The organism is Rhizobium sp. NRK18 (assembly GCF_024385575.1).
Lineage (GTDB): Bacteria > Pseudomonadota > Alphaproteobacteria > Rhizobiales > Rhizobiaceae > JANFMV01.
In genome coordinates, this window is the sequence record NZ_JANFMV010000001.1 from 2,231,911 (window position 1) to 2,250,935 (window position 19,025).

At 61.7% G+C, this 19,025-nt stretch carries 22 protein-coding genes; 6 read left to right on the top strand and 16 right to left on the bottom strand.

Annotation, left to right across the window (positions count from 1 at the left end; genetic code table 11):
* Window positions 1-26: 26 nt before the first annotated feature.
* From lpxB to NN662_RS10470, 14 genes are all read right to left on the bottom strand, one after another.
* Window positions 27-1,208 (bottom strand): lipid-A-disaccharide synthase, encoded by a 1,182-nt coding sequence (gene lpxB, locus NN662_RS10405; RefSeq protein WP_261930202.1) that lies wholly within the window; start codon window positions 1,206-1,208, stop codon window positions 27-29.
* A gap of 1 nt (window position 1,209) precedes the next feature.
* Entirely contained in the window at window positions 1,210-2,082 is an 873-nt protein-coding gene (locus NN662_RS10410) for an LpxI family protein (RefSeq protein ID WP_261930203.1), read from the bottom strand.
* Between the two features lie 8 nt (window positions 2,083-2,090).
* Entirely contained in the window at window positions 2,091-2,900 is an 810-nt protein-coding gene (gene lpxA, locus NN662_RS10415) for an acyl-ACP--UDP-N-acetylglucosamine O-acyltransferase (protein WP_261930204.1), read from the bottom strand.
* Entirely contained in the window at window positions 2,897-3,367 is a 471-nt protein-coding gene (fabZ, locus tag NN662_RS10420) for a 3-hydroxyacyl-ACP dehydratase FabZ (RefSeq protein ID WP_261930205.1), read from the bottom strand. The genes lpxA and fabZ overlap by 4 nt, the downstream gene beginning before the upstream one ends.
* Window positions 3,364-4,428 (bottom strand): UDP-3-O-(3-hydroxymyristoyl)glucosamine N-acyltransferase, encoded by a 1,065-nt coding sequence (gene lpxD / locus NN662_RS10425; RefSeq protein ID WP_261930206.1) that lies wholly within the window; start codon window positions 4,426-4,428, stop codon window positions 3,364-3,366. Before lpxD ends, fabZ begins: the two co-directional genes overlap by 4 nt.
* Window positions 4,429-4,480: 52 nt before the next feature.
* Window positions 4,481-6,811 (bottom strand): outer membrane protein assembly factor BamA, encoded by a 2,331-nt coding sequence (gene bamA / locus NN662_RS10430; protein WP_261930207.1) that lies wholly within the window; start codon window positions 6,809-6,811, stop codon window positions 4,481-4,483.
* A gap of 192 nt (window positions 6,812-7,003) precedes the next feature.
* Window positions 7,004-8,140: an RIP metalloprotease RseP gene (gene rseP, locus NN662_RS10435; RefSeq protein WP_261930208.1), complete on the bottom strand. Its 1,137-nt coding sequence runs from the start codon at window positions 8,138-8,140 to the stop codon at window positions 7,004-7,006.
* Between the two features lie 21 nt (window positions 8,141-8,161).
* Window positions 8,162-8,998, bottom strand: coding sequence for a phosphatidate cytidylyltransferase (locus NN662_RS10440; protein ID WP_261930209.1), 837 nt, complete (start codon window positions 8,996-8,998; stop codon window positions 8,162-8,164).
* Complete coding sequence (locus NN662_RS10445) at window positions 8,998-9,741, bottom strand: isoprenyl transferase (RefSeq protein ID WP_261930210.1); 744 nt, start codon at window positions 9,739-9,741, stop codon at window positions 8,998-9,000. Before NN662_RS10445 ends, NN662_RS10440 begins: the two co-directional genes overlap by 1 nt.
* 48 nt (window positions 9,742-9,789) lie before the next feature.
* Window positions 9,790-10,350 (bottom strand): ribosome recycling factor, encoded by a 561-nt coding sequence (gene frr, locus NN662_RS10450; RefSeq protein WP_261930211.1) that lies wholly within the window; start codon window positions 10,348-10,350, stop codon window positions 9,790-9,792.
* Window positions 10,351-10,410: 60 nt separating this feature from the next.
* A complete protein-coding gene (gene pyrH, locus NN662_RS10455) occupies window positions 10,411-11,133 on the bottom strand; it encodes a UMP kinase (protein WP_261930212.1) in 723 nt (240 codons plus the stop codon).
* Window positions 11,134-11,234: 101 nt separating this feature from the next.
* Window positions 11,235-12,161, bottom strand: coding sequence for a translation elongation factor Ts (tsf, locus tag NN662_RS10460; RefSeq protein ID WP_261930213.1), 927 nt, complete (start codon window positions 12,159-12,161; stop codon window positions 11,235-11,237).
* Between the two features lie 271 nt (window positions 12,162-12,432).
* The gene (gene rpsB, locus NN662_RS10465; RefSeq protein ID WP_261930214.1) at window positions 12,433-13,200 is read right to left on the bottom strand and encodes a 30S ribosomal protein S2; all 768 of its coding nucleotides are present in this window, start codon (window positions 13,198-13,200) and stop codon (window positions 12,433-12,435) included.
* 204 nt (window positions 13,201-13,404) lie between these two features.
* Window positions 13,405-14,259, bottom strand: a complete 855-nt coding sequence (locus NN662_RS10470; RefSeq protein WP_261930215.1) for a cell envelope integrity EipB family protein — start codon at window positions 14,257-14,259, stop codon at window positions 13,405-13,407.
* Window positions 14,260-14,367: 108 nt separating this feature from the next.
* Here NN662_RS10470 and NN662_RS10475 point away from each other — a divergent pair, with 108 nt between their 5' ends.
* The 6 genes from NN662_RS10475 (at window position 14,368) to NN662_RS10500 (ending at window position 17,905) form a co-directional block, all read left to right on the top strand.
* Window positions 14,368-14,838 carry a RidA family protein gene (locus tag NN662_RS10475; RefSeq protein WP_261930216.1) on the top strand — a complete coding sequence of 157 codons (471 nt, stop codon included), beginning with the start codon at window positions 14,368-14,370 and terminating at the stop codon, window positions 14,836-14,838.
* Window positions 14,835-15,563, top strand: coding sequence for a glycerophosphodiester phosphodiesterase (locus tag NN662_RS10480; protein ID WP_261930217.1), 729 nt, complete (start codon window positions 14,835-14,837; stop codon window positions 15,561-15,563). The genes NN662_RS10475 and NN662_RS10480 overlap by 4 nt, the downstream gene beginning before the upstream one ends.
* On the top strand, window positions 15,560-16,744 hold the full coding sequence (locus NN662_RS10485) for a GNAT family N-acetyltransferase (protein ID WP_261930218.1): 1,185 nt from the start codon (window positions 15,560-15,562) through the stop codon (window positions 16,742-16,744). Before NN662_RS10480 ends, NN662_RS10485 begins: the two co-directional genes overlap by 4 nt.
* An 88-nt stretch (window positions 16,745-16,832) precedes the next feature.
* On the top strand, window positions 16,833-17,261 hold the full coding sequence (locus tag NN662_RS10490; RefSeq protein WP_261930219.1) for an HIT family protein: 429 nt from the start codon (window positions 16,833-16,835) through the stop codon (window positions 17,259-17,261).
* Window positions 17,262-17,352: 91 nt separating this feature from the next.
* Window positions 17,353-17,598 (top strand): type II toxin-antitoxin system ParD family antitoxin, encoded by a 246-nt coding sequence (locus NN662_RS10495; protein WP_261930220.1) that lies wholly within the window; start codon window positions 17,353-17,355, stop codon window positions 17,596-17,598.
* A complete protein-coding gene (locus NN662_RS10500; RefSeq protein WP_261930221.1) occupies window positions 17,585-17,905 on the top strand; it encodes a type II toxin-antitoxin system RelE/ParE family toxin in 321 nt (106 codons plus the stop codon). Before NN662_RS10495 ends, NN662_RS10500 begins: the two co-directional genes overlap by 14 nt.
* A gap of 7 nt (window positions 17,906-17,912) precedes the next feature.
* Here the strand turns inward: NN662_RS10500 and NN662_RS10505 are convergent, their stop codons facing one another.
* A complete protein-coding gene (locus NN662_RS10505) occupies window positions 17,913-18,257 on the bottom strand; it encodes an AzlD domain-containing protein (RefSeq protein ID WP_261931930.1) in 345 nt (114 codons plus the stop codon).
* Window positions 18,258-18,259: 2 nt separating this feature from the next.
* Window positions 18,260-18,997 carry an AzlC family ABC transporter permease gene (locus NN662_RS10510; RefSeq protein ID WP_261931931.1) on the bottom strand — a complete coding sequence of 246 codons (738 nt, stop codon included), beginning with the start codon at window positions 18,995-18,997 and terminating at the stop codon, window positions 18,260-18,262.
* Window positions 18,998-19,025: the final 28 nt, after the last annotated feature.

Sequence of the window (19,025 nt, forward strand, 5' to 3'; positions counted from 1 at the left end):
CTTCACGGCGAATTCAAAAAACCCGGTCAGTTCTGGCCGGGTTTTTTCGTTTTCAACACATCGATGATGACTTCGGCGGCCTTCTCTCCGGGCGGCCTTTCCGTCGAAAGTCGCTCCCAGACAGCGTCATATCCCTGCAGCATGGCCTGCCGTTCGAGACTCGGCACGATCAGGCGTTCGATCCATCGCACAAGCCGGCCCGCCCGCAGCATGTCGTTGAAATATTCGGGCACGACGGTGTAGTCGGCAATCAGGTTCGGCAGGGCCGCGCTCCACACCTTGATGCGGTTGGCGACCAGGTTGATGATCCAGTCGCCGCGGTAGATGGAGACGACCGGCACGCGGGCGAGCGCCAGCTCAAGAATCACGGTGCCGGACGCGGCGATGGCGGCATCCGCAATGGCGAGCGCCTTCCATTTCTCATCCGGACCGACGACGATCTCCGGCTTCTCCGGCCAGCCGGCGACGATCCCGCGAATGCGCGCCTCCTGGCGCGGCACCGCCGGCAGGATGAAGCGCATGTCGGGATGGCGTTCGCGCAGGCCGCGCATCGCCTCACCAAGGACCGGCAGCAGGAACTTGATCTCGACGCCACGTGAACCCGGCATCAGCAGCACGGTCTTCCGCCCCTCGGTCTCGAGCGCCGGCCTGTCCATCCGGGCGCGGCGCACCGCCAGAAGATCCTTGTCATTGGTCAGTCGATGGCCGACGAAATCCGTCTTCGGACCGCCGAGCTTCTCCATCACGGCCGGCTCGAACGGCAGCAATGCCAGAACGCGATCGACATAGGACAGCATCTTCGTCGCCCGGTACTCCTTCCAGGCCCAGACGCTGGGGCAGACGTAGTTGACGACCGGCAGGTCAGGCAGTGCCTTCTTCACGCGCTTGGCGACACGATGGGTGAAATCAGGGCTGTCGACGATCAGCAGCAGGTCCGGCCTGGCATCGACGATGGCATCCGCCGTCTGACGGATCCGGCGGACAAGCTGCGGCAGCCTGGCGAGGACGGCGGAAATGCCCATGATCGACAGTTCGGAAAAGTCGAACAGCGATTTCAGCCCTTGGGCCTCCATCGCCTCGCCGCCGACGCCGATGATCTCCAGCGGTCCGTCTACACGGCGACGCAAGGCCGAGAGCACGTCCGCGCCCAGGAGATCGCCCGAGACTTCGCCTGCGACAACCGCGATCTTCAGAGGCTCCGGTGCCAAGTCAGCTCTCCCTTTTCGTGGGCTCGAACCCGATGACGAAAAGACCGAGCCTGTCGGCCTCCCTCACCATCTCCTCTCGGTCGAGGACCAGCGACCGGCCGGCCTCGACGGCAATCCCCGCCAAACCCGCGGCCGCCGCATTGGCGACGGTCGATGGACCGATGGACGGGAGATCGGCTCTCAGATCCTGCTGCGGCTTGCAGAGCTTCACCAGAACGCCCCTGGCGCGGCTCGATATGCGGCTTTCACGGCGCATGCGTGCGACGCGCTCCAGCATCTGGTCCGTGCCCTCCGCACCTTCCAGCGCGACCACCCTGCCCTTGACGCTGACCGCGCCCTGCCCAACGTCGAGCCGGCCGAGCGCCTCGGCAGCCTGCCTTGCCTGACGGATGTCCGCCCGGTCCTCGTCGGTCGGCTGGACCGCGCCGAGCGGTCCGACCTCGGCCAAGAGGTTCGGCGCAATATCCTGCGCGCCGATCACCTTGCAGCCGTAAAGTTCGATGACCTCGATCACCAGCCGCAGCAGCTTGTCGTCGCCGGCGGACGCCAGCGACCGGATGATGCGGGGAAAGTTCAAAAGTGCCTTGATATCCGGTCGAACGGCACGCCAATCGGGACGCCGCTTGACGGCGCCGGACATGACCACGCGGTCTATGCCCTTTTCGCCGATCGTCGTCTTCAGACCGGCCAGATTGCCAGTATCGATATCGATGTGTTCGAAGGAATGCCAGTCGCGTTCGGATTCGCCGCGCAGGGCGAGAATGAAGGGATCCTCACCCTGCTCCCTGGCCGCTTCGGCAAGATACACCGGCAGTAGCCCTCCACCGGCAATAATCGCCAGACGGCCGGTCTTGCGGGAGGGCTCGCCGTCCATGACCGCCCCTATTTCCGGGCAGGCGACGTCAGGGCCCGATCGCTATCCGCCGCGATGAAGTCCAGGATCTCGATCACCTGCGGGCAATCGGCATATTCGTCACGGATCGCGGCAGCATTCAGCCGGATCGACTGTTCACCCTCGAATATCTGCTTGAAGGCGCGGCGAACGGTGTGCAGCACCGCCCGGTCGAGCCCGGCGCGGGTCATACCGACAATGTTCAGTCCGCCGAGCACAGCCGGATTGCCGTTGGCCATTCCGTAGGGAATGACATCGTAGGCGACGCCTGTCATGCCGCCGACAAAGGCCTGACGGCCGATGCGCGAGAACTGGTGAACGGCAGAACCGCCACCGAAAATGACCCGATCCTCGACGGTCACGTGACCGGCCAGCATGACATTGTTCGACAGGATGATGTGATCGCCGAGCACGCAGTCATGGGCGACGTGCGAGTTTGCAAGGAAGAGGTTGTTGCTGCCGACCGTGGTCTTGCCCTTGTCCTGGGCCGTCCCGGCATTGATCGTCACGCCCTCGCGCATTGTGCAATTGTCGCCGATGACAAGCGTCGTTTCCTCGCCATGGTGATGAACGCTCTGCGGCTCTCCGCCGATCACCGCCATCGGATGGACCGTGCAGCCGGCGCCAAGCCGGGTGATGCCGGTCACCACCGCATGATTGTGCAGCGTAACATTGTCACCGAGAACCACGCGCGGGCCGACATAGGCCATCGGCCCTATCGACGCGTTTTCGCCGATGACGGCACCATCCTCAACGACGGCGGTCGGATGGATCCTGGCTGATGCCGCAATCAGGGTCATTTATCACCTTTCTGGACCATCATGGCGCCGACGTCGGCTTCAGCGACAAGCTGACCATCGACCTTTGCGTCACAATGGAATTTCCAGATATTGCCGCGCTGCTTCTGCTTGACGACGTGGAACCTGACCTGGTCGCCCGGAACGACGGGCTTGCGGAACCGGGCATTGTCGATGGTCATGAAGTAGACGAGATTGTCGGTCGATCCGCTCTTATGCGCACAGATGGCGCCGGCGGTCTGAGCCATGGCCTCGATCAACAAAACACCCGGCATGATGGGGTTTTCCGGAAAATGGCCGGTGAAATGCGGTTCGTTGACCGTGACGTTCTTGATGCCGATGGCGGAGCTGTCCCCATCCACCTCGATGATCTTGTCGACCAGCAGAAACGGATAACGATGCGGCAGGAGCCTCATCAGCTCCATGATGTCGATCGTCGAAAGTTCGCTTGCGGTGTTGCCCTCAGTCATTCCTCTTTCCCCTCTTGAGCCCTCTGCCGATTGATCGATCGCGCCATGATCTCCGCCGACTCCTTCAGGAAATCGCGGATCGGGCGCGCCGGGAAGCCACCATAAACCTGCCCGGCAGGAATGTCGGCCGCAACCGCGCTGGCGCCGGCAATCTGAACGCCGTCGCCAACGACGATATGGCCGTTAAAGCCGGACTGTCCGCCGATCTGAACGCCGTTGCCGATCGTCGTGCTGCCGGCAATGCCGACCTGGCTGGCAATGCCGCAATGGCGTCCTATTCGCACATTGTGGGCAATCTGGACCTGATTGTCGATCTTGGTCCCTTCACCGATCACCGTGTCGTCCATCGTGCCGCGGTCGATCGTCGTGTTGGCGCCGATCTCGACATTGTCTTGGATGATGACCCGACCGATCTGAACGATCTTCAGGAGACCGCGGGGACCGGGCGCATAGCCGAAACCATCCTGGCCGATGCGCGCGCCGTTATGGATGATGACATTGTCGCCGATCAACGAGCAGAGAACGCTCGCACCGGCCGCGATCGTGCAATTACGGCCGATCTTGACATTCGGACCGATGACGACGCCCGCGCCGATGCGCGTTCCGGTACCGATGACCGCACCGGCGCCGATGACGGCAAAAGGCTCCACCTCCACGTCACCCTCCAGCTGTGCGGAAGGATCGACTGCCGCCTGCCGGGACACACGGTCCTCGATCGGAGCAATACGCTCCGGACGCATGGCATCAGGATGCAGAAGGGCGCCCGTTCGCGCAAAATCGGTATGCGGATGATTGCTGATGAGCACCGGGATATGGTCAGGGACCAGGGGGCGCAATGCCTTAGTGCACAGGACGGCCGTCGCGTTGCATGTGACGAAATCGGCCTTGTGGCGGCGAGCGAGAATGTAGCAAATCTCGCCCTGCTTGGCGCGGGCGACCGGAGAAACCGTCCGCACCCGCAATTCGCCATGTTCAGGATTATCGAGTTCCGCCCCAAGAAACGCCGCAAGCTCTTTCAAGCTTACGCCCTCATGGGGCGGAAAGAATTCATTATGCATCATAAGTCAGCCAAAGCTCCGGAGCGGAGATGCCCCCAGTTCTGGTCTGCCGATATCAGAATTGGTTGGCGATGCCAAACCGGAAATTCTGGGTCTTGTCGAAGTCTTCCTTCAGGACCGGAACGGCGTAGTCGAAGCGGATCGCACCGAACGGCGAACCCCAGACGATGCCGAGACCGACGGAGGCACGCAGCGATGCATTCGTGCCCTCGGCACCACTCGCCCCGCTAACTTCGTTGCCGAACAGCGTGCCGGCATCCGCGAAGACAGCACCGCGCAGGTTGAGGTCCGTCGGAATGCCCGGCAGCGGGAAGGATGCTTCAGCCGACGCCGTGATATAGGTCGTGCCGCCGAGGGCATCGCCGTTCGGCATGCGCGGACCGATACCGTTGTTCTCGAAGCCGCGGATTTCCTTGCCGCCGATCTGGAACTGGTCGAAGACGTTCAGATTGCCGCCGAGCGGAGCAACGTAACCGGCCGTACCGCCGATGGACGCGACGACGTCAGCGTAATCGGAGACGGTGTAGAACATCTTCGCCTTGCCCGAGATCTTGTAGAACTGCGAGTCGCCGCCAAGGCCTGCCACTTCGTTCGTCACGCTTGCATAGATGCCTTCATGCGGCATCTGCATGTCGTCAATCGTGTTGTAGACAATCGTGTTGGAGATCGAGGATTTCGTCCACGGGCTCTTGTCGACCAAGTCCTGGTAGGGCTGCGACAGATCGGCATAATCCGACGAGCTCGCATCATACTTCATCTGCTTGAAGTTGTAAGCAAATGTCGTCTTCAGGTCCTCGGTGATCGGTGCCGTCACGCGCAGCGTGAAGCCCTGTTCCTGGTAATCGTAGTTGTCGCCGCCATTGCTTTCGCTCTTGAAGATGTCGAAACCGGCTGCGAGACGATAGCCGAGGAAATACGGCTCGGTGAAGCTGAGCGAATAGGTGCGCGCGCCCTGCGTGCCGGCACCTGCCGCCACCTTGATGTACTGGCCACGACCGAGGAAGTTCTTCTCCTCGATGGAGGCTTCCAGCATGACGCCGTCACCGCCGGCCGCATAGCCGGCACCGACGCCGAACGAACCGGTCGGCTGGTCTTCGACGTTGACGACCACGACGACACGATCGGGCTCGCTGCCCGGCTGCGTGGTGATGTCGACGGACGTGAAGTAGCCAAGCGCTTCCAGACGGCGCTTGGCACGGGAAATCAGTTCGCGGTTGAACGCATCGCCTTCACTGATGTCGAATTCGCGACGAATGACATAGTCGCGGGTCCGGGTGTTGCCGCGGATCTCGATCCGCTCGATGTAAGCCCGTTCGCCCTGGTCGATGAGATAGCTCACACCAATGGTGTTGTTGGCAAAGTCACGGTCGCCACGCGGCGTCACGCGAGCGAAGGGATAGCCTTCAGACGCGACCTTGGCTGCGATCGCCTCCATGGTCTTCTGCACGTCGTCGGCGCTGTAGGTCTTGCCGGAGCGCGATTCGACCAGCGACTGCAATGTCGCGGGATCGACGCCCTCGACGCTCGATTCGACGTTCACGGCGCCGAAGTTGTACTTCTCGCCTTCGTCCACCGTGAAGGTGATCGTGTAGGTGTTGCTCGCCTCATCCAGCACGGCATCGGACGACACCACGCGGAAGTCCGCATAACCATGATTGTAATAGAACTTGCGAAGCTCGGCTTCGTCGGCCTTCAGCTTGTCGGGGTTGTAAACGTCGCGACGCGTCAGGAACGACAGGAAGTTGGACTTCTTGGTGTTGATGATTGCCGCAAGACGGCCGTCGGAGAAGGCGTGGTTGCCGACGAAATTGATCTGGTCGATCTTCGTACGGTCGCCTTCGTTGATGACGAAGGCAACGTTGAGACGGCCTTCACCGACGTCGAAGGTCTGGGTCGTGACGGTGACATCGCTGCGGCCGATCGAGGCGTAGGCGTCCTTGATCGTCTGGATGTCGCTCTCGATCATGACCTGATTGTACGGACCAAGCGGCTTGGTCTGGACGGATGCGGCGAGCTTCTCGTCCTTGATCTTGCGGTTGCCGTTGAAGACGACCTGGTTGACCAGCTGGCCTTCGGCGACGTTCACGACCAGGCTGCTGCCGGAGACGCTGATGCTCACATTGGAAAAGTAGCCGGTTGCATAAAGGTTCTTGATCGACTGATCGATGTCGGCGTTGCTGAAGCTCTTGCCGGGCTTGATCGTCAGGTTGGAACGAACGGTATCGGCGCCAACGCGGCCAGCACCCCGGACCACGATATTTTTGACGACTGCGGCCTCTGCCACCGTTGCGGACGCGATCACGACAGCTGCAGTACCGGTAACCACCAAACTCGTGGACAGTGCAACCGCTGACACCGCGTTCAAGAACTTTGAACCAGCCTTCATTTTTAACTTACCTTTTCCGTTGCCCCAAAGTCGCCCTACCCGACTCTGGCCACATGTGCCGTTTTAACCGCTTTTGCTTCACAAGCAAGATCGCGGGTTAAAATCCATTTACTTTCAAATCAGCAAGTGGCCTGGAGGCCACTATCGTTTGCAATTATCGTAAACAGTTGGTTTTTCCGACCGTCCCTTCGGTTAACCGACCAGTGAACTCAGATCGTTCCAGGTCGAGAACAGCATCAGCATCAAGACCATCACCAGGCCGATACGAAATGCAATTTCCTGCGTCCTCCCCCCAATCGGTTTACCGCGTAGTGCTTCGACTCCATAAAACAACAGATGGCCACCGTCCAGCACCGGAACCGGCATCAGGTTCAGCAATCCGATAGATACCGACAGCACGGCCGCCAACTGTAGCAAGGCAGCAACACCGAGCGTCGCCATCTGGCCTGATGCCTGCGCCACCCTGATGGGTCCACCCAGCTGATCGGCCTTCATCCGTCCCGTGACGATGTTCGAGATATAGTCGAACGTACCGGTGACGATGTGCCAGCATTGCTGCACGGCAGCACCAACCGCCGCGACCGGGCCAAACGACTCTGTGCGGAACTTGCCCACCTGCTCGTTGGTGATGACACCGATGAGGCCGACTTCCGCCTTGTTGCCGAACCGGTCGGTCATCTCCTGGAGCTTGGGCGTCAGCGGCACGGTGATCTCGCGACCATCCCGTTCGAGAACCACGGACATAGTGATTCCCGGACGCACGCTCACATAGCGCCGGATGTCATCGAAGGTGGAAATATGCACGCCATCGATGGAAACGAACCTGTCGCCCGGCACGATGCCTGCGGCCTGCGCCGCGCTGCCGGGCTGGACGTCGGCCACGACCGGATCGGCGACCGGCTTGCCATACAAGGTGAACATCACCGCGAAGACGAGAATGGCGAAGATGAAGTTGGCAATGGGTCCGGCGGCCACCGTGACCGCGCGCTTCCAGAGCTTGGCGCCGCTGAAGCTGCGGGCCCGCTCCTCATCCGTCATCGCCGCGAGCCCCTCCTGATCCGGTTTGCTCGCCGCATCCTCGTCGCCGAAGAAGCGGACATAGCCCCCCAGCGGGATCGCCGAAAGCTTCCAGCGCGTGCCGTGCCTGTCGGTGAAACCGGCAATCTCGGGACCGAAGCCGATCGAGAAGGCCAGGATCCGGATACCGGACCAGCGGCCCGCCAGATAATGCCCCATCTCATGGACGAAGACGATCAGCGACAGAACCAGCACGAAAGGCAGGATGTAGCTGATCAGGAAGCCGGGAACGCCCAGGATATTGTCGAGCATGCTTACACGATCCTTTCGGCCTCAGCCGCTGAGGCCAATCAGGTAGGCGCCGACGGAGTCGATTGCTCCGCCGCTTGCCGCATAGGCGGCGCCCATCAGAAATGCCGCGAAACAGGCAAATACCAGCCCATCCACCCGATCCATGACGCCGCCGTGCCCCGGGATCAGATGGCTTGAATCCTTTACGCCAAAACGGCGCTTCACGAAAGATTCGAACAGATCACCGGCCTGACTGCAGACGGAAAGCGCGAAGGCGATGGCAATGATCCAGAGGCCGGGCACGGCGAATTCCGCGTAGATGACCGCACAACCGGCCAGCACGCCAAAAACGGCGCCACCGACGGCGCCCGACCAGGTTTTGCCGGGGGAGATGCGCGGAGCCAGTTTGGGTCCACCGATCGCCCGTCCGGTGAAATAGGCAAGCACGTCCGTGCCCCACACGACCGCAAAGACGAACAGCATGGCCACGAAGCCGGGCTGGCTGTCGCCGCGGATGGCGGCAAGCGCGATCGACGACAGACCTGCATAGAGAATTCCGCCCGGCAGCCACCAGCTCCGCTTTCGCGCGATAACCAGCAGCGCGGCGGCCACGACGGCGCCGAGAAGAAGCGGAACGGCGTGGGAATCATCCCCGAAGAGAACGTTGAGCCCGATCACCGCAACGGATATCCAGCCCCAGGCATTGCCCTGAATGTCGACATCCGGCAGGCGCGTCACGGTCGACCATTCGTAATAGATCAGCAGGCCGATGGCGACCGCCATGATGCGGAACGGCAAACCGCCGAACCAGGTCAAGACGAGCACGACGGCAGCCATCAGGATGCCGGAGATGATTCTGAGCTGCAATTCCCGCTGCATCAGGTTCCCGCCATCTTGCCGGGTTCGGCGAGCGCGCCGAAGCGCCGGTTGCGCATGGCAAATTTCTTCAATGCCTCGACCAGCAGTGCCTCCGTGAAATCGGGCCAGAATTCCGGAATGAACACAAGTTCCGAATAGGCGGCCTGCCAGAGCAGGAAATTGGAAAGCCGCTCTTCGCCGCTCGTGCGGATGATGAGATCTGGATCGGGAATGCCGGCCGTGTCCAGCCGCGAGGAAATCAGGTCTGCGGTAATCCTGTCCGCTGACAACAGGCCTTCCTCGACGTCCTTGGCGAGTGAAACAACCGCACGAGTAATCTCGTCGCGCGAGCCGTAGTTGAAGGCGATCACCAGCGTCAGGCCTGAATTGTTGCGCGTCGTCTCTTCCGCTTCGAGCAGCAGCGGCAGGATGTCGCCGCGCAGGCCCGTCCTGTCTCCGATGATGCGGATGCGGACATTCTCGTTGTGCAGTTCGGCGAGGTCGCGACGGATGAAAAGCTTCAGGAGACCGAGAAGATCGTTGATCTCCGTCTCCGGCCGCCGCCAGTTCTCCGACGAGAAGGCGTAGAGGGTCAGATAGCGTATGCCGAGCCTGCCCGCAGCCCTGACCGCGTCGCGCACGGCCTCCACGCCCTTGCGGTGACCCATTGTGCGGGTAAGCCCCCGCGCATTGGCCCACCGCCCGTTGCCATCCATGATGATGGCCACGTGCTCCGGTACAGGCGGCACTAGAGGCTCAGACATTCGCTATCCATCGAACAGAGCGCGGTGTTGTTGTGCAGACCGCGCGCATTAGACCTGCATGATTTCCTTTTCCTTGTCGACGAGCAAGTGGTCGACCTGAGAAATCGTCTCGTCTGTCAGCTTCTGCACCCTTTCCGACTGCGTGCGGCTGTCGTCCTGGCTGATGTCGCCGTCCTTCTCCGCCTTCTTCAGGCCGTCCATGCCGTCGCGGCGCACGTGGCGAATCGCAACCTTTGCCTTCTCGGCATAATCATGCGCGACCTTGACCAGCGACTTGCGGCGCTCTTCGTTGAGTTCCGGCAGCGGAATGCGGAGGTTCTGGCCGTCGATGATCGGGTTCAGGCCGAGGTTGGATTCGCGGATCGCACGATCGACGGCGCCGACCATCTGCTTGTCCCAGACGTTGACGGCCAGCATGCGCGGTTCCGGCACGGTGATGTTGGCGACCTGGTTCAACGGCACGCGCGAACCATAGGCTTCCACCACCACCGGATCGAGAACGTTGGCAGAAGCGCGACCGGTGCGCAGCGAGGCAATGTCGCTCTTGAACGCATTGATCGCGCCTTCCATGCGGCGCTTCAGATCGTTGAAGTCAATCCCTTCACTCATGGTCATTCTCCTGTCTAGTCTCGGGCCGCCCGTCACGCGGGCGTTGCCCCAAAATCATTGTCAGTTGTCGGAAACGATCGTCTTGCGACCGCCGCCCCTCAGGATATCGGCAAAGCCACCCTTCTCGTGGATCGAGAAAACGATGATCGGAATGGAGTTTTCTCGCGCCAACGCAACGGCGGCGACGTCCATTACGGCCAGGCCGCGGTTCAGCACCTCGTTGTGGGTCAAGTGATCGAAGCGCGTGGCGGTCGGATCCTTCTTCGGATCGGCCGAATAGATGCCGTCGACCTGCGTGCCCTTGAAGATCGCCTCGGCGCCCATTTCGGCGCCGCGCAGCGCCGCTGCAGAGTCGGTCGTGAAGAACGGGTTGCCGGTGCCGCCGGCGAAGATCACCACGCGACCCATCTGGAGATGGTAGAGCGTCGCGCGCTGGGAGAAGCTTTCGCAGAGTTCCGGCATGGCTATGGCGGAGAGCACGACGGTATCGACGTTGAGCTTGCGCAGCGACGTCGCCAGCGCCAGCGCGTTGATCACGGTTGCCAGCATGCCCATGTGGTCGCCGGTTACCCGGTCGCCGCCCTTGGAGGCGACGGCCACGCCGCGGAAGATATTGCCACCGCCGACCACCACGCCGACCTCGACGCCCATGGCCTTCGCCTCGGCAATGTCGGAGGCGATCCGGTCGGCAACCGCGACATCGATCCCGAACCCCTGGCTGCCCATCAGCGCCTCGCCCGAGGCTTTCAACAGAACGCGTTTATAAAGCGGCTGCACGGACATGTGATCTCCCGAATTTCGATTTCAAAGCCGGATACACGAAGGGCATCGCGTTGTCACGCGATGCCCTTCGTTTTCCATCAAGAAACGGTTTGAACCGTCAATCAGCCCTTGGCGGCTGCTGCAACTTCGGCTGCGAAGTCGCTCTCTTCCTTTTCAACGCCTTCGCCGAGCAGCAGGCGGGCAATGCCGGTCACTTCGATCGCGGCGCCGGCTTCCTTTTCGGCTTCCTTCAGCGCTGCGGCGACGGTCAGGTCCGGATTGATGACGAAAGCCTGCGAGAGAAGGGCGACTTCTTCGAAGAACTTGCGCATGCGGCCTTCGACCATCTTCTCGATGATGGCTTCCGGCTTGCCGGATTCGCGGGCCTGCTCGATGAAGATCGCGCGTTCGCGGTCAGCGGCTGCCTGATCGACGTCTTCGGCGCGAACGGCGAGCGGTGCCGTTGCGGCAACGTGCATGGCGACCTGACGGCCGATCGAACTCAGGACGGCCTTGTCGCCAACCGACTTCAGGGCGACCAGAACGCCGAGCTTGCCGATGCCTTCGCCGGCAGCGTTGTGGATGTAGGTGGCGACGACGCCGTGCTCGACTTCGAGCATGGCCGAACGACGCAGAGCCATGTTTTCACCGATCGTGGCGATGGCGTCCTTGACCGAGTCGGCAACGGACTTGCCGGTTGCCGGGTAGGTCGCGGCCGAAATCGCCTCGACGGTACCGTCGGTGTCGAGCGCAACTTCGGCAATGCCGCGGACGATGTCCTGGAAGGCATCGTTGCGGGCAACGAAGTCGGTTTCGGAGTTGACTTCGACGAGAACAGCCTTGTGGCCGGCAGTCGCAACGCCGATCAGGCCTTCAGCAGCCGTGCGGCCCGACTTCTTGTCGGCCTTGGCAATGCCCTTGGCGCGCAGCCAGTCGATTGCGGCTTCCATGTCGCCGTTGGTTTCGGCAAGCGCCTTCTTGCAATCCATCATGCCTGCGCCGCTCTTCTCGCGCAGTTCCTTCACCATAGCTGCGGTAATGTTGCTCATGTAATGCCTCTTTCAGCGTTCGGCGGGTGCCCTGCCCTCTATCCCTTTCGGGTGAACCGGCACCGCATTTCGTTTTGGGCACGACTGTACCCGGAAGTATGACGGCGTGATGACAGTGGCGTCGCCTGAATGGCGTTTGCCGGCCGGACATCAGGCCAGAAATGGAACAAGGCCGCTGGCGCTTTCAAAAGACACTGCAAACGGCCTTGCCCGGGATATGCTGAACTTTCGATGGCGGACATTCTTCGCGAACGTCCGCCATATCGCCGGATCAGGCTTCTGCTTCGCCTTCCAGGGCGGGCTCGACCGGAACTTCTTCCGAAGCACCGAGGTCGCGGCCGGAAGCGCCCTGCTGGCGCGCGATGCCGTCGATGGCAGCGCGAGCGATCAGGTCGCAGTAGAGAGCGATTGCGCGCGAGGCGTCGTCATTGCCCGGGATCGGGAAGTCGACGTGGTCCGGATCGCAGTTGGAGTCGATGACTGCAACGACCGGGATGCCAAGACGCTTGGCTTCTTCGATCGCGATCTTTTCCTTGTTGGTGTCGATGATGAACATCAGGTCCGGAACGCCGCCCATGTCGCGGATACCGCCGAGAGCCTTTTCAAGCTTCTCGCGTTCGCGCTCGAGGTTCAGGCGCTCCTTCTTGGTGAAGCCCTGGGCGTCGGAAGCCAGGATCTCGTCGACCTTGCGCAGACGTGCGATCGAGTTGGAGATGGTCTTCCAGTTGGTCATCATGCCGCCGAGCCAGCGGGAATTGACGTAGTACTGGGCCGAACGCTTGGCGCTGTCGGCGATGATTTCGGACGCCTGGCGCTTGGTGCCGACGAACAGAACGCGGCCGCCACGGGCGACGGTGTCGGACACGACCTGCAGGGCGCGCGACAGCATCGGAACGGTCTGACCGAGGTCGATGATGTGGATGTTGTTGCGGTCACCAAAGATGTACGGCTTCATCTTCGGGTTCCAGCGGTGAGTCTGGTGACCAAAATGGACGCCTGCTTCAAGCAGCTGGCGCATGGAAAAATCGGGCAATGCCATGCCTTGTTACTCCTTTTCCGGTTGAACCTCCGTAAAGCAATGAACACCGCTTGGAACGGCGCCACCGGCGGAAAGGACCGGATTTCTCCCGGACATTCCCAAGCTCCACGTGTGGAATGGTCGTGCCGTTACCGGCTCCGGCCCGGAAAATCAAGTCTTGGCAGCGAAAAAACAGGACGTTCGTGACGATTCAGTCGTTTGGCGTCACTTGCACAGGGTGACGTTGGTCTTCAGGCCATCGAGGCGGCTCAGACGACCTCCGAGCACGAAGTCGCCGTAGTCCATGGCGATATCGTCAACGATGCCGTTTTCAAAAAGCCGGAACGACATCCGGTAGACCGGCATGGCGTCATGGCTGTTGTTGTCCTTGTAATAGGCGATCGTCACCGGCCAGGACGGCACGGTGTCGAGCAGGCGTTCGTCCACCGGCCCCTTGCCGGGTACATCGCCGGCATCCGCGACATGACCGATCTGCTTGCCGATGACGGTCGTGGTCAGCAGGCTTTCGGCGGCATCGTCCGTGCCGTCGAAAAGCCGGGACTGCACGAGCGTCTTGCCCTGCTTGGCCTCGCGGATCACTTCCATCAGATGTTCGGTCGGAAACTGGCTGGCGGCGAGCTCCACGGACTTCTTCTCCGGCTGGGACAGCTTGACACTCAGCGCGTCCGGCTTCTCATGCGCCTCACCCTTGACCTCCTTGTCCAGCTGCGAGCCGGTGAAGGATTTCGTCTGGAAGGCGAAGTCGCCAGTGCTGGGGTTTTCGAAGGTGATGCTCTGCTGGTCGCTCGTCTTGGTGTCTTCATCAGTGGTGATGCGGGTGACGAAACGAAACTTCGTCGAATAGCCCTTGCAGCTGGAACCGTCGAATTCATAGACCATCCGTCCGGCCATTCCGGATATGCCGGAGCGCTCGGATGCGCGCAGCAGACTGATGTCGTAGACGGCACGGTGCGGCGCGAGACCGGCATTCTGGTTTGCATCATCGACGGCGGCGAAGGCTGCGACCTGAGAACAGGACAGAGCCATGGTGACAGTGGCGGCCAGGCGCAGATGATGCATTCAATTCCTCCTGTTGGACTCACGCCCGATGCGATAGAAGCAATCAGCCGTCCGGCATAAAAGTCTGCCGTTCCTCGAACACTGTACAGCAAAAAAGGGAGTCAACAAGTGTCCGCGACAATTACAGCCCGCCTTAAGGAAATGGGATACGAACTTCCCGTCGCCGCTGCTCCGGCGGCCAACTATGTTCCCTATGTCGTCAGCGGCAACCTTCTCTATCTTTCCGGCCAATTGCCGATGGAAGGCGGCAAAATTGCGGTGACCGGCCTTGTCGGCCGCGATCAGGACGTCTCCGCCGCGCAGCGTGCGGCAGAGCTTTGCGCCCTCAACATTCTCGCTCAGGCCAGCGCTGCGCTCGGCGGCGACCTTTCCCGCATCAAGCGCGTGATCAAGCTCAACGGCTTCGTCGCCTCGACGCCCGATTTCACGGAGCAGCACCTCGTCATCAACGGTGCCTCCAACCTGATCGCCAATGCGCTGGGCGAACCCGGCAAACATGCCCGCGCCGCCGTCGGCATGGCCGCCCTGCCGATGAACGCTTCGGTCGAAATCGACGCCATCATCGAGATCGAAGCATGAGCGACATCGGCTGGCTGACCGAACGACCGATCGCCCATCGCGGCTATCACGACACCAACAAAACCGTCTGGGAAAACACCCTTTCGGCCTTCCAGCGCGCCGTCGACGCGGGCTTTGCCATCGAGTGCGACCTGCATTACGCCTCGAATGGCGTGCCGGTGGTCTTCCACGACCATACGCTCGACCGTCTCTGTGGCATTCCGGGCAATGTGCGCGAGCGCACGTCGGGCGAACTCGGCCTCCTGTCGATCGGCGGCACGGCCGACAAGGTGCCGACGCTCAAGCAGCTCTTGCAGCTGGTCAAGGGACGCGTTCCGCTCGTCATCGAGTTGAAGGGCAGCGAAGGCGACGACGAGGGTTTTCCGGAAACGGTGCTCGAGGAGCTGGAAGGCTATGACGGTCCGGTGGCGCTGATGAGCTTCGACCACTGGCTGCTGAAGGATCTGAAGGCGCTCGGTTCGCCCCGTCCTGTCGGCCTGACGGCCGAAGGCGTGAAGCCCGAGGACTTCTTCAAGCACGACGAGGCGATGCAATACGGGCTGGACTTCATTTCCTATTGCGCTGCACACCTTCCCAATGCTTTCATTGAAGGACAGAAGAAGCGCGGTGTGCCGATCATCACCTGGACGGTGCGCGACGAATACGGGCGACAGCAGACAGCGCTTTACGCAGACCAGATGACCTTCGAAGGTTTCGATCCAAGGGAAGTAGCCGGCGTTTCATGACCGGAACGGTATCCATTCGTGTCGAGCAGAGCTTTCCGGCCATTTCGCCGGAGGGCTGGGGGCGTCTTTCGGGCGCCTCCAAGGGCCAGGAAACGCCCTACAATCCCTTCCTGTCGCATGCGTTCCTGTCGTCTCTGGAGGAGTCCGGATCAGCGACACGGCGGACCGGATGGCTGGGTCACCACCTGGTGATGGAGACCGACGCCGGTGAACTTCTCGGCGCCCTTCCCTGTTACCTGAAGAGCCACAGCCAGGGAGAATACGTCTTCGACCATGCCTGGGCGGATGCCTTCGAGCGGGCCGGCGGCGATTACTATCCGAAACTCCAGTCGGCGATCCCCTTCACCCCGGCAACCGGGCCGCGCCTGCTCGCCGCAAGCGGCCAGGACAAGACCATGGTGCGCGAGACGCTGGCAGCCGGCTATGGCGAGGTCGCCACGCGCCTTGGCGTCTCCTCGGCGCATGCCACCTTCGTTCCGGAGGACGAGGTCGGCGTCTTCGAGGAGGCCGGCTTCCTGCACCGCACCGACCAGCAGTTCCATTTCATCAACGAGGGATACCGCGATCACGCGGACTTCCTCGACACGCTCGCCTCGCGGAAGCGCAAGGCGCTGAAGAAGGAACGGCGGGCGGCGCTGGAAGGCGGCATCGAGATCGACTGGCTGACCGGCAGCGACCTGACGGAAGAGATCTGGGACCAGTTCTTCGCCTTCTACATGGACACCGGCAGCCGCAAATGGGGCCGCCCCTACCTGACCCGCGAGTTCTATTCGCTGATCGGCGAACGCATGGCCGACGACATTTTGCTGGTGATGGCCAAACGCGATGGCCGCTATATCGCCGGCGCGATCAATTTTATCGGCGGCGACGTCCTCTTCGGCCGTCACTGGGGCTGCATCGAGGACCACCCGTTCCTCCACTTCGAAGTCTGCTATCACCAGGCGATCGACTTTGCCTTGGAAAAGAAGCTGAAGCGGGTCGAGGCCGGCGCGCAGGGCGAACACAAGCTTGCCCGCGGCTACGTGCCGGTGACCACCCATTCGGCCCATTACATCGCTCACAAGGGCCTGCGCGATGCCGTCGCCAACTATCTCGTCCACGAGCGCCAGGACGTCGAGCACATGGGCGAAATCCTAACGGCGCACAGCCCGTTCAAGAAGGGCGCGCCCGAGCAGGATTGATCCACCCACCACACCCGCCACTATCCGCTTGAAGGCCTGCCCGTCGGCTTGATAGACAGGAGCAAACGAGAACAGGGAGAGAGGCACCATGCCGAAGAGCCAAGTCTACGACGCCGACAATATCTTTGCGAAGATCCTGCGCGGTGAAATCCCATCGCATCGCGTCTACGAGGATGCCGACACGGTCGCGTTCATGGATGTCATGCCGCAGGGTACGGGCCATACGCTGGTCGTGCCGAAGGCTCCGTCCCGCAACCTTCTCGACGCCGACGCGCGCACGCTCGAAAAGCTGCTGCCGGTCGTGCAGAAGATCGCCGTCGCCGCCAAGGTCGCCTTCGAGGCCGACGGCGTGCAGATCGTCCAGTTCAACGAGGCGCCGGCCGGCCAGTCGGTGTTCCACCTGCATTTCCACGTCATCCCGCGCTTCGACGGCATCCCGCTGAAGCCGCACACCGGGACGATGGAAGACAACACCGTGCTCGCCGCCAACGCGGAAAAGCTCAAATCGGCGCTTTGAAAGTGGGACGACGAGAATTGGCAAAGTTTGCCATTTGCTTTGACTGTCCTCCCGATCGGCTCTATCGTGCCTCGGTAATCTGGAGGCTCTCATGGCAACGATGAATGTGTCACTGCCCGAACAGATGAAGTCCTGGGTGGAAGAGCAGGCCAGCAACGGCCGCTACAGCAATTCAAGCGACTACGTGCGAGACCTGATCCGCAAGGATCAGGAGCGCCATCAGGCACTGGCAACTCTTCAGGCGGCCGTTAGCGAAGGCGTCGAAAGCGGCGAGCCGAAGCCATTCGATGCTGCGACCTTCAAACAGCGCATGCGTGAAGGTCATGGAGCCCGATAAATCCAGCGGCTTCAGGCTTTCGCCAAAGGCCCTGCAGGATATCGAAGACATCTGGCGCTACACGGCGGAGACATGGTCGCTCGATCAGGCTGATCGCTATATCGATGAACTTAACAGTATTTTCGTACTTCTGGTTCGGTCGCCGAAGCTGGGGCGTCAATACAGCGACATTGAGCCGCCCGTGCACATCCACGTCCACAGATCGCATCTGATCGTCTATTTGCCGGAGCAAGGCGGAATCGTCGTGCTGCGTGTTCTCGGCGGACGGCAAAACTGGCACGCCATACTCAAGGCGATCGATCCCTGATGTGCCCTCAGTAACCCAGCACGTAGAGCCCGGCGATCAGCAGTCCCAGACTGGCGGCGATGCCGATGGCCGGCTTGCGGCCAGTGGCGAGGAAGATGCCGAAGCCGATGACGGCCGAACCGAGGCGCAGCCAGAGCGGCGTGCCGGCAAGCGTGCCCGAGGGAAACAGGATCAGTTTGGCGATCACGGCAGCCACGAGAGAAGTGGCGACCGCCCTCACCCATTGCAGGCTCTCGGAATTCTCGTCCAGCCGGTTGCCGATCAGCACGCCGAGCCAGCGCCAGATGTCGGTCGCAAGCCAGCCGGCAATCAGGATGAAGACATAGGGCCACCACCAGGGTCCGGGCACCATCATCAGCGCGTCCCCCAGCCCTTGCGCCGCACGCGGTCGATGACATAGGCGGCGGTGCCGCCGGCGAGACCCGCATAGAGGATGTCGAAACCCGGCGCGAGGATGGTGAAGACGGGACCGGCAACAAGGCCGGTCAGCAGCGCGATGTTGACCACCGGATGCTGCGCCGAAGCCCAGAGAGAGGTCAGGAAGTAGATCGGCGTCAGGAAGAACAGCGCACCGGCGAGGATCGGCGGCAGATCGGAGACGACGCCGAAACAGACGGTCACCAAGATGATGTTGGCGGTCGTCAGCGTCATGCCGAAACCGGCAAAGAAGGCGATCCGCCGGTCGCGCGGCACATCCTTGATGCGCTGCATGGTGAACACCCAGGCGGTCACCGCGATGAAATGCGACAGGAACAGGAGAAGCCATGTCGGCGTGCGTTCCGTCTTGATCTCGGGGATCAGGGCGGCGACCATCGGCATCAGTCGGATGGCCGAGAGCGCCACGGCGATGAAGCTCGCCAGCAGGCCGGCCCCGCCGGTCGCCGAGCCGACCAGGATCATCTTGGACGGCAGCGCCCAGACGGCGCCGACCATGAAGGCCGCCTCGCCGCGGCTCACACCCGATTGCACGGCAAAGGCGCAGAAGCCGACGAAAGACGACATCAGGATCAAGGCCGGCAACGAATAGATGCCGCGCATGCCGGTCGCAAACCAGTATGCGTTCGATCGTCCGGCCGTCGTCGCTGTCGCCATTTCCATGGATAAGTCGTTAGCTCAAAAC

Bases quoted from the DNA above. Each gene is read 5' to 3' on its own strand.
- NN662_RS10410 (WP_261930203.1), bottom strand. From the start codon at position 2,082: ATGGACGGCGAGCCCTCCCGCAAGACCGGCCGTCTGGCGATTATTGCC.
- lpxA (WP_261930204.1), bottom strand. From the start codon at position 2,900: ATGACCCTGATTGCGGCATCAGCCAGGATCCATCCGACCGCCGTCGTT.
- fabZ (WP_261930205.1), bottom strand. From the start codon at position 3,367: ATGACTGAGGGCAACACCGCAAGCGAACTTTCGACGATCGACATCATG.
- lpxD (WP_261930206.1), bottom strand. From the start codon at position 4,428: ATGATGCATAATGAATTCTTTCCGCCCCATGAGGGCGTAAGCTTGAAA.
- bamA (WP_261930207.1), bottom strand. From the start codon at position 6,811: ATGAAGGCTGGTTCAAAGTTCTTGAACGCGGTGTCAGCGGTTGCACTG.
- rseP (WP_261930208.1), bottom strand. From the start codon at position 8,140: ATGCTCGACAATATCCTGGGCGTTCCCGGCTTCCTGATCAGCTACATC.
- NN662_RS10440 (WP_261930209.1), bottom strand. From the start codon at position 8,998: ATGCAGCGGGAATTGCAGCTCAGAATCATCTCCGGCATCCTGATGGCT.
- NN662_RS10445 (WP_261930210.1), bottom strand. From the start codon at position 9,741: ATGTCTGAGCCTCTAGTGCCGCCTGTACCGGAGCACGTGGCCATCATC.
- frr (WP_261930211.1), bottom strand. From the start codon at position 10,350: ATGAGTGAAGGGATTGACTTCAACGATCTGAAGCGCCGCATGGAAGGC.
- pyrH (WP_261930212.1), bottom strand. From the start codon at position 11,133: ATGTCCGTGCAGCCGCTTTATAAACGCGTTCTGTTGAAAGCCTCGGGC.
- tsf (WP_261930213.1), bottom strand. From the start codon at position 12,161: ATGAGCAACATTACCGCAGCTATGGTGAAGGAACTGCGCGAGAAGAGC.
- rpsB (WP_261930214.1), bottom strand. From the start codon at position 13,200: ATGGCATTGCCCGATTTTTCCATGCGCCAGCTGCTTGAAGCAGGCGTC.
- NN662_RS10470 (WP_261930215.1), bottom strand. From the start codon at position 14,259: ATGCATCATCTGCGCCTGGCCGCCACTGTCACCATGGCTCTGTCCTGT.
- NN662_RS10480 (WP_261930217.1), top strand. From the start codon at position 14,835: ATGAGCGACATCGGCTGGCTGACCGAACGACCGATCGCCCATCGCGGC.
- NN662_RS10485 (WP_261930218.1), top strand. From the start codon at position 15,560: ATGACCGGAACGGTATCCATTCGTGTCGAGCAGAGCTTTCCGGCCATT.
- NN662_RS10490 (WP_261930219.1), top strand. From the start codon at position 16,833: ATGCCGAAGAGCCAAGTCTACGACGCCGACAATATCTTTGCGAAGATC.
- NN662_RS10495 (WP_261930220.1), top strand. From the start codon at position 17,353: ATGGCAACGATGAATGTGTCACTGCCCGAACAGATGAAGTCCTGGGTG.
- NN662_RS10500 (WP_261930221.1), top strand. From the start codon at position 17,585: ATGGAGCCCGATAAATCCAGCGGCTTCAGGCTTTCGCCAAAGGCCCTG.
- NN662_RS10505 (WP_261931930.1), bottom strand. From the start codon at position 18,257: ATGGTGCCCGGACCCTGGTGGTGGCCCTATGTCTTCATCCTGATTGCC.
- NN662_RS10510 (WP_261931931.1), bottom strand. From the start codon at position 18,997: ATGGCGACAGCGACGACGGCCGGACGATCGAACGCATACTGGTTTGCG.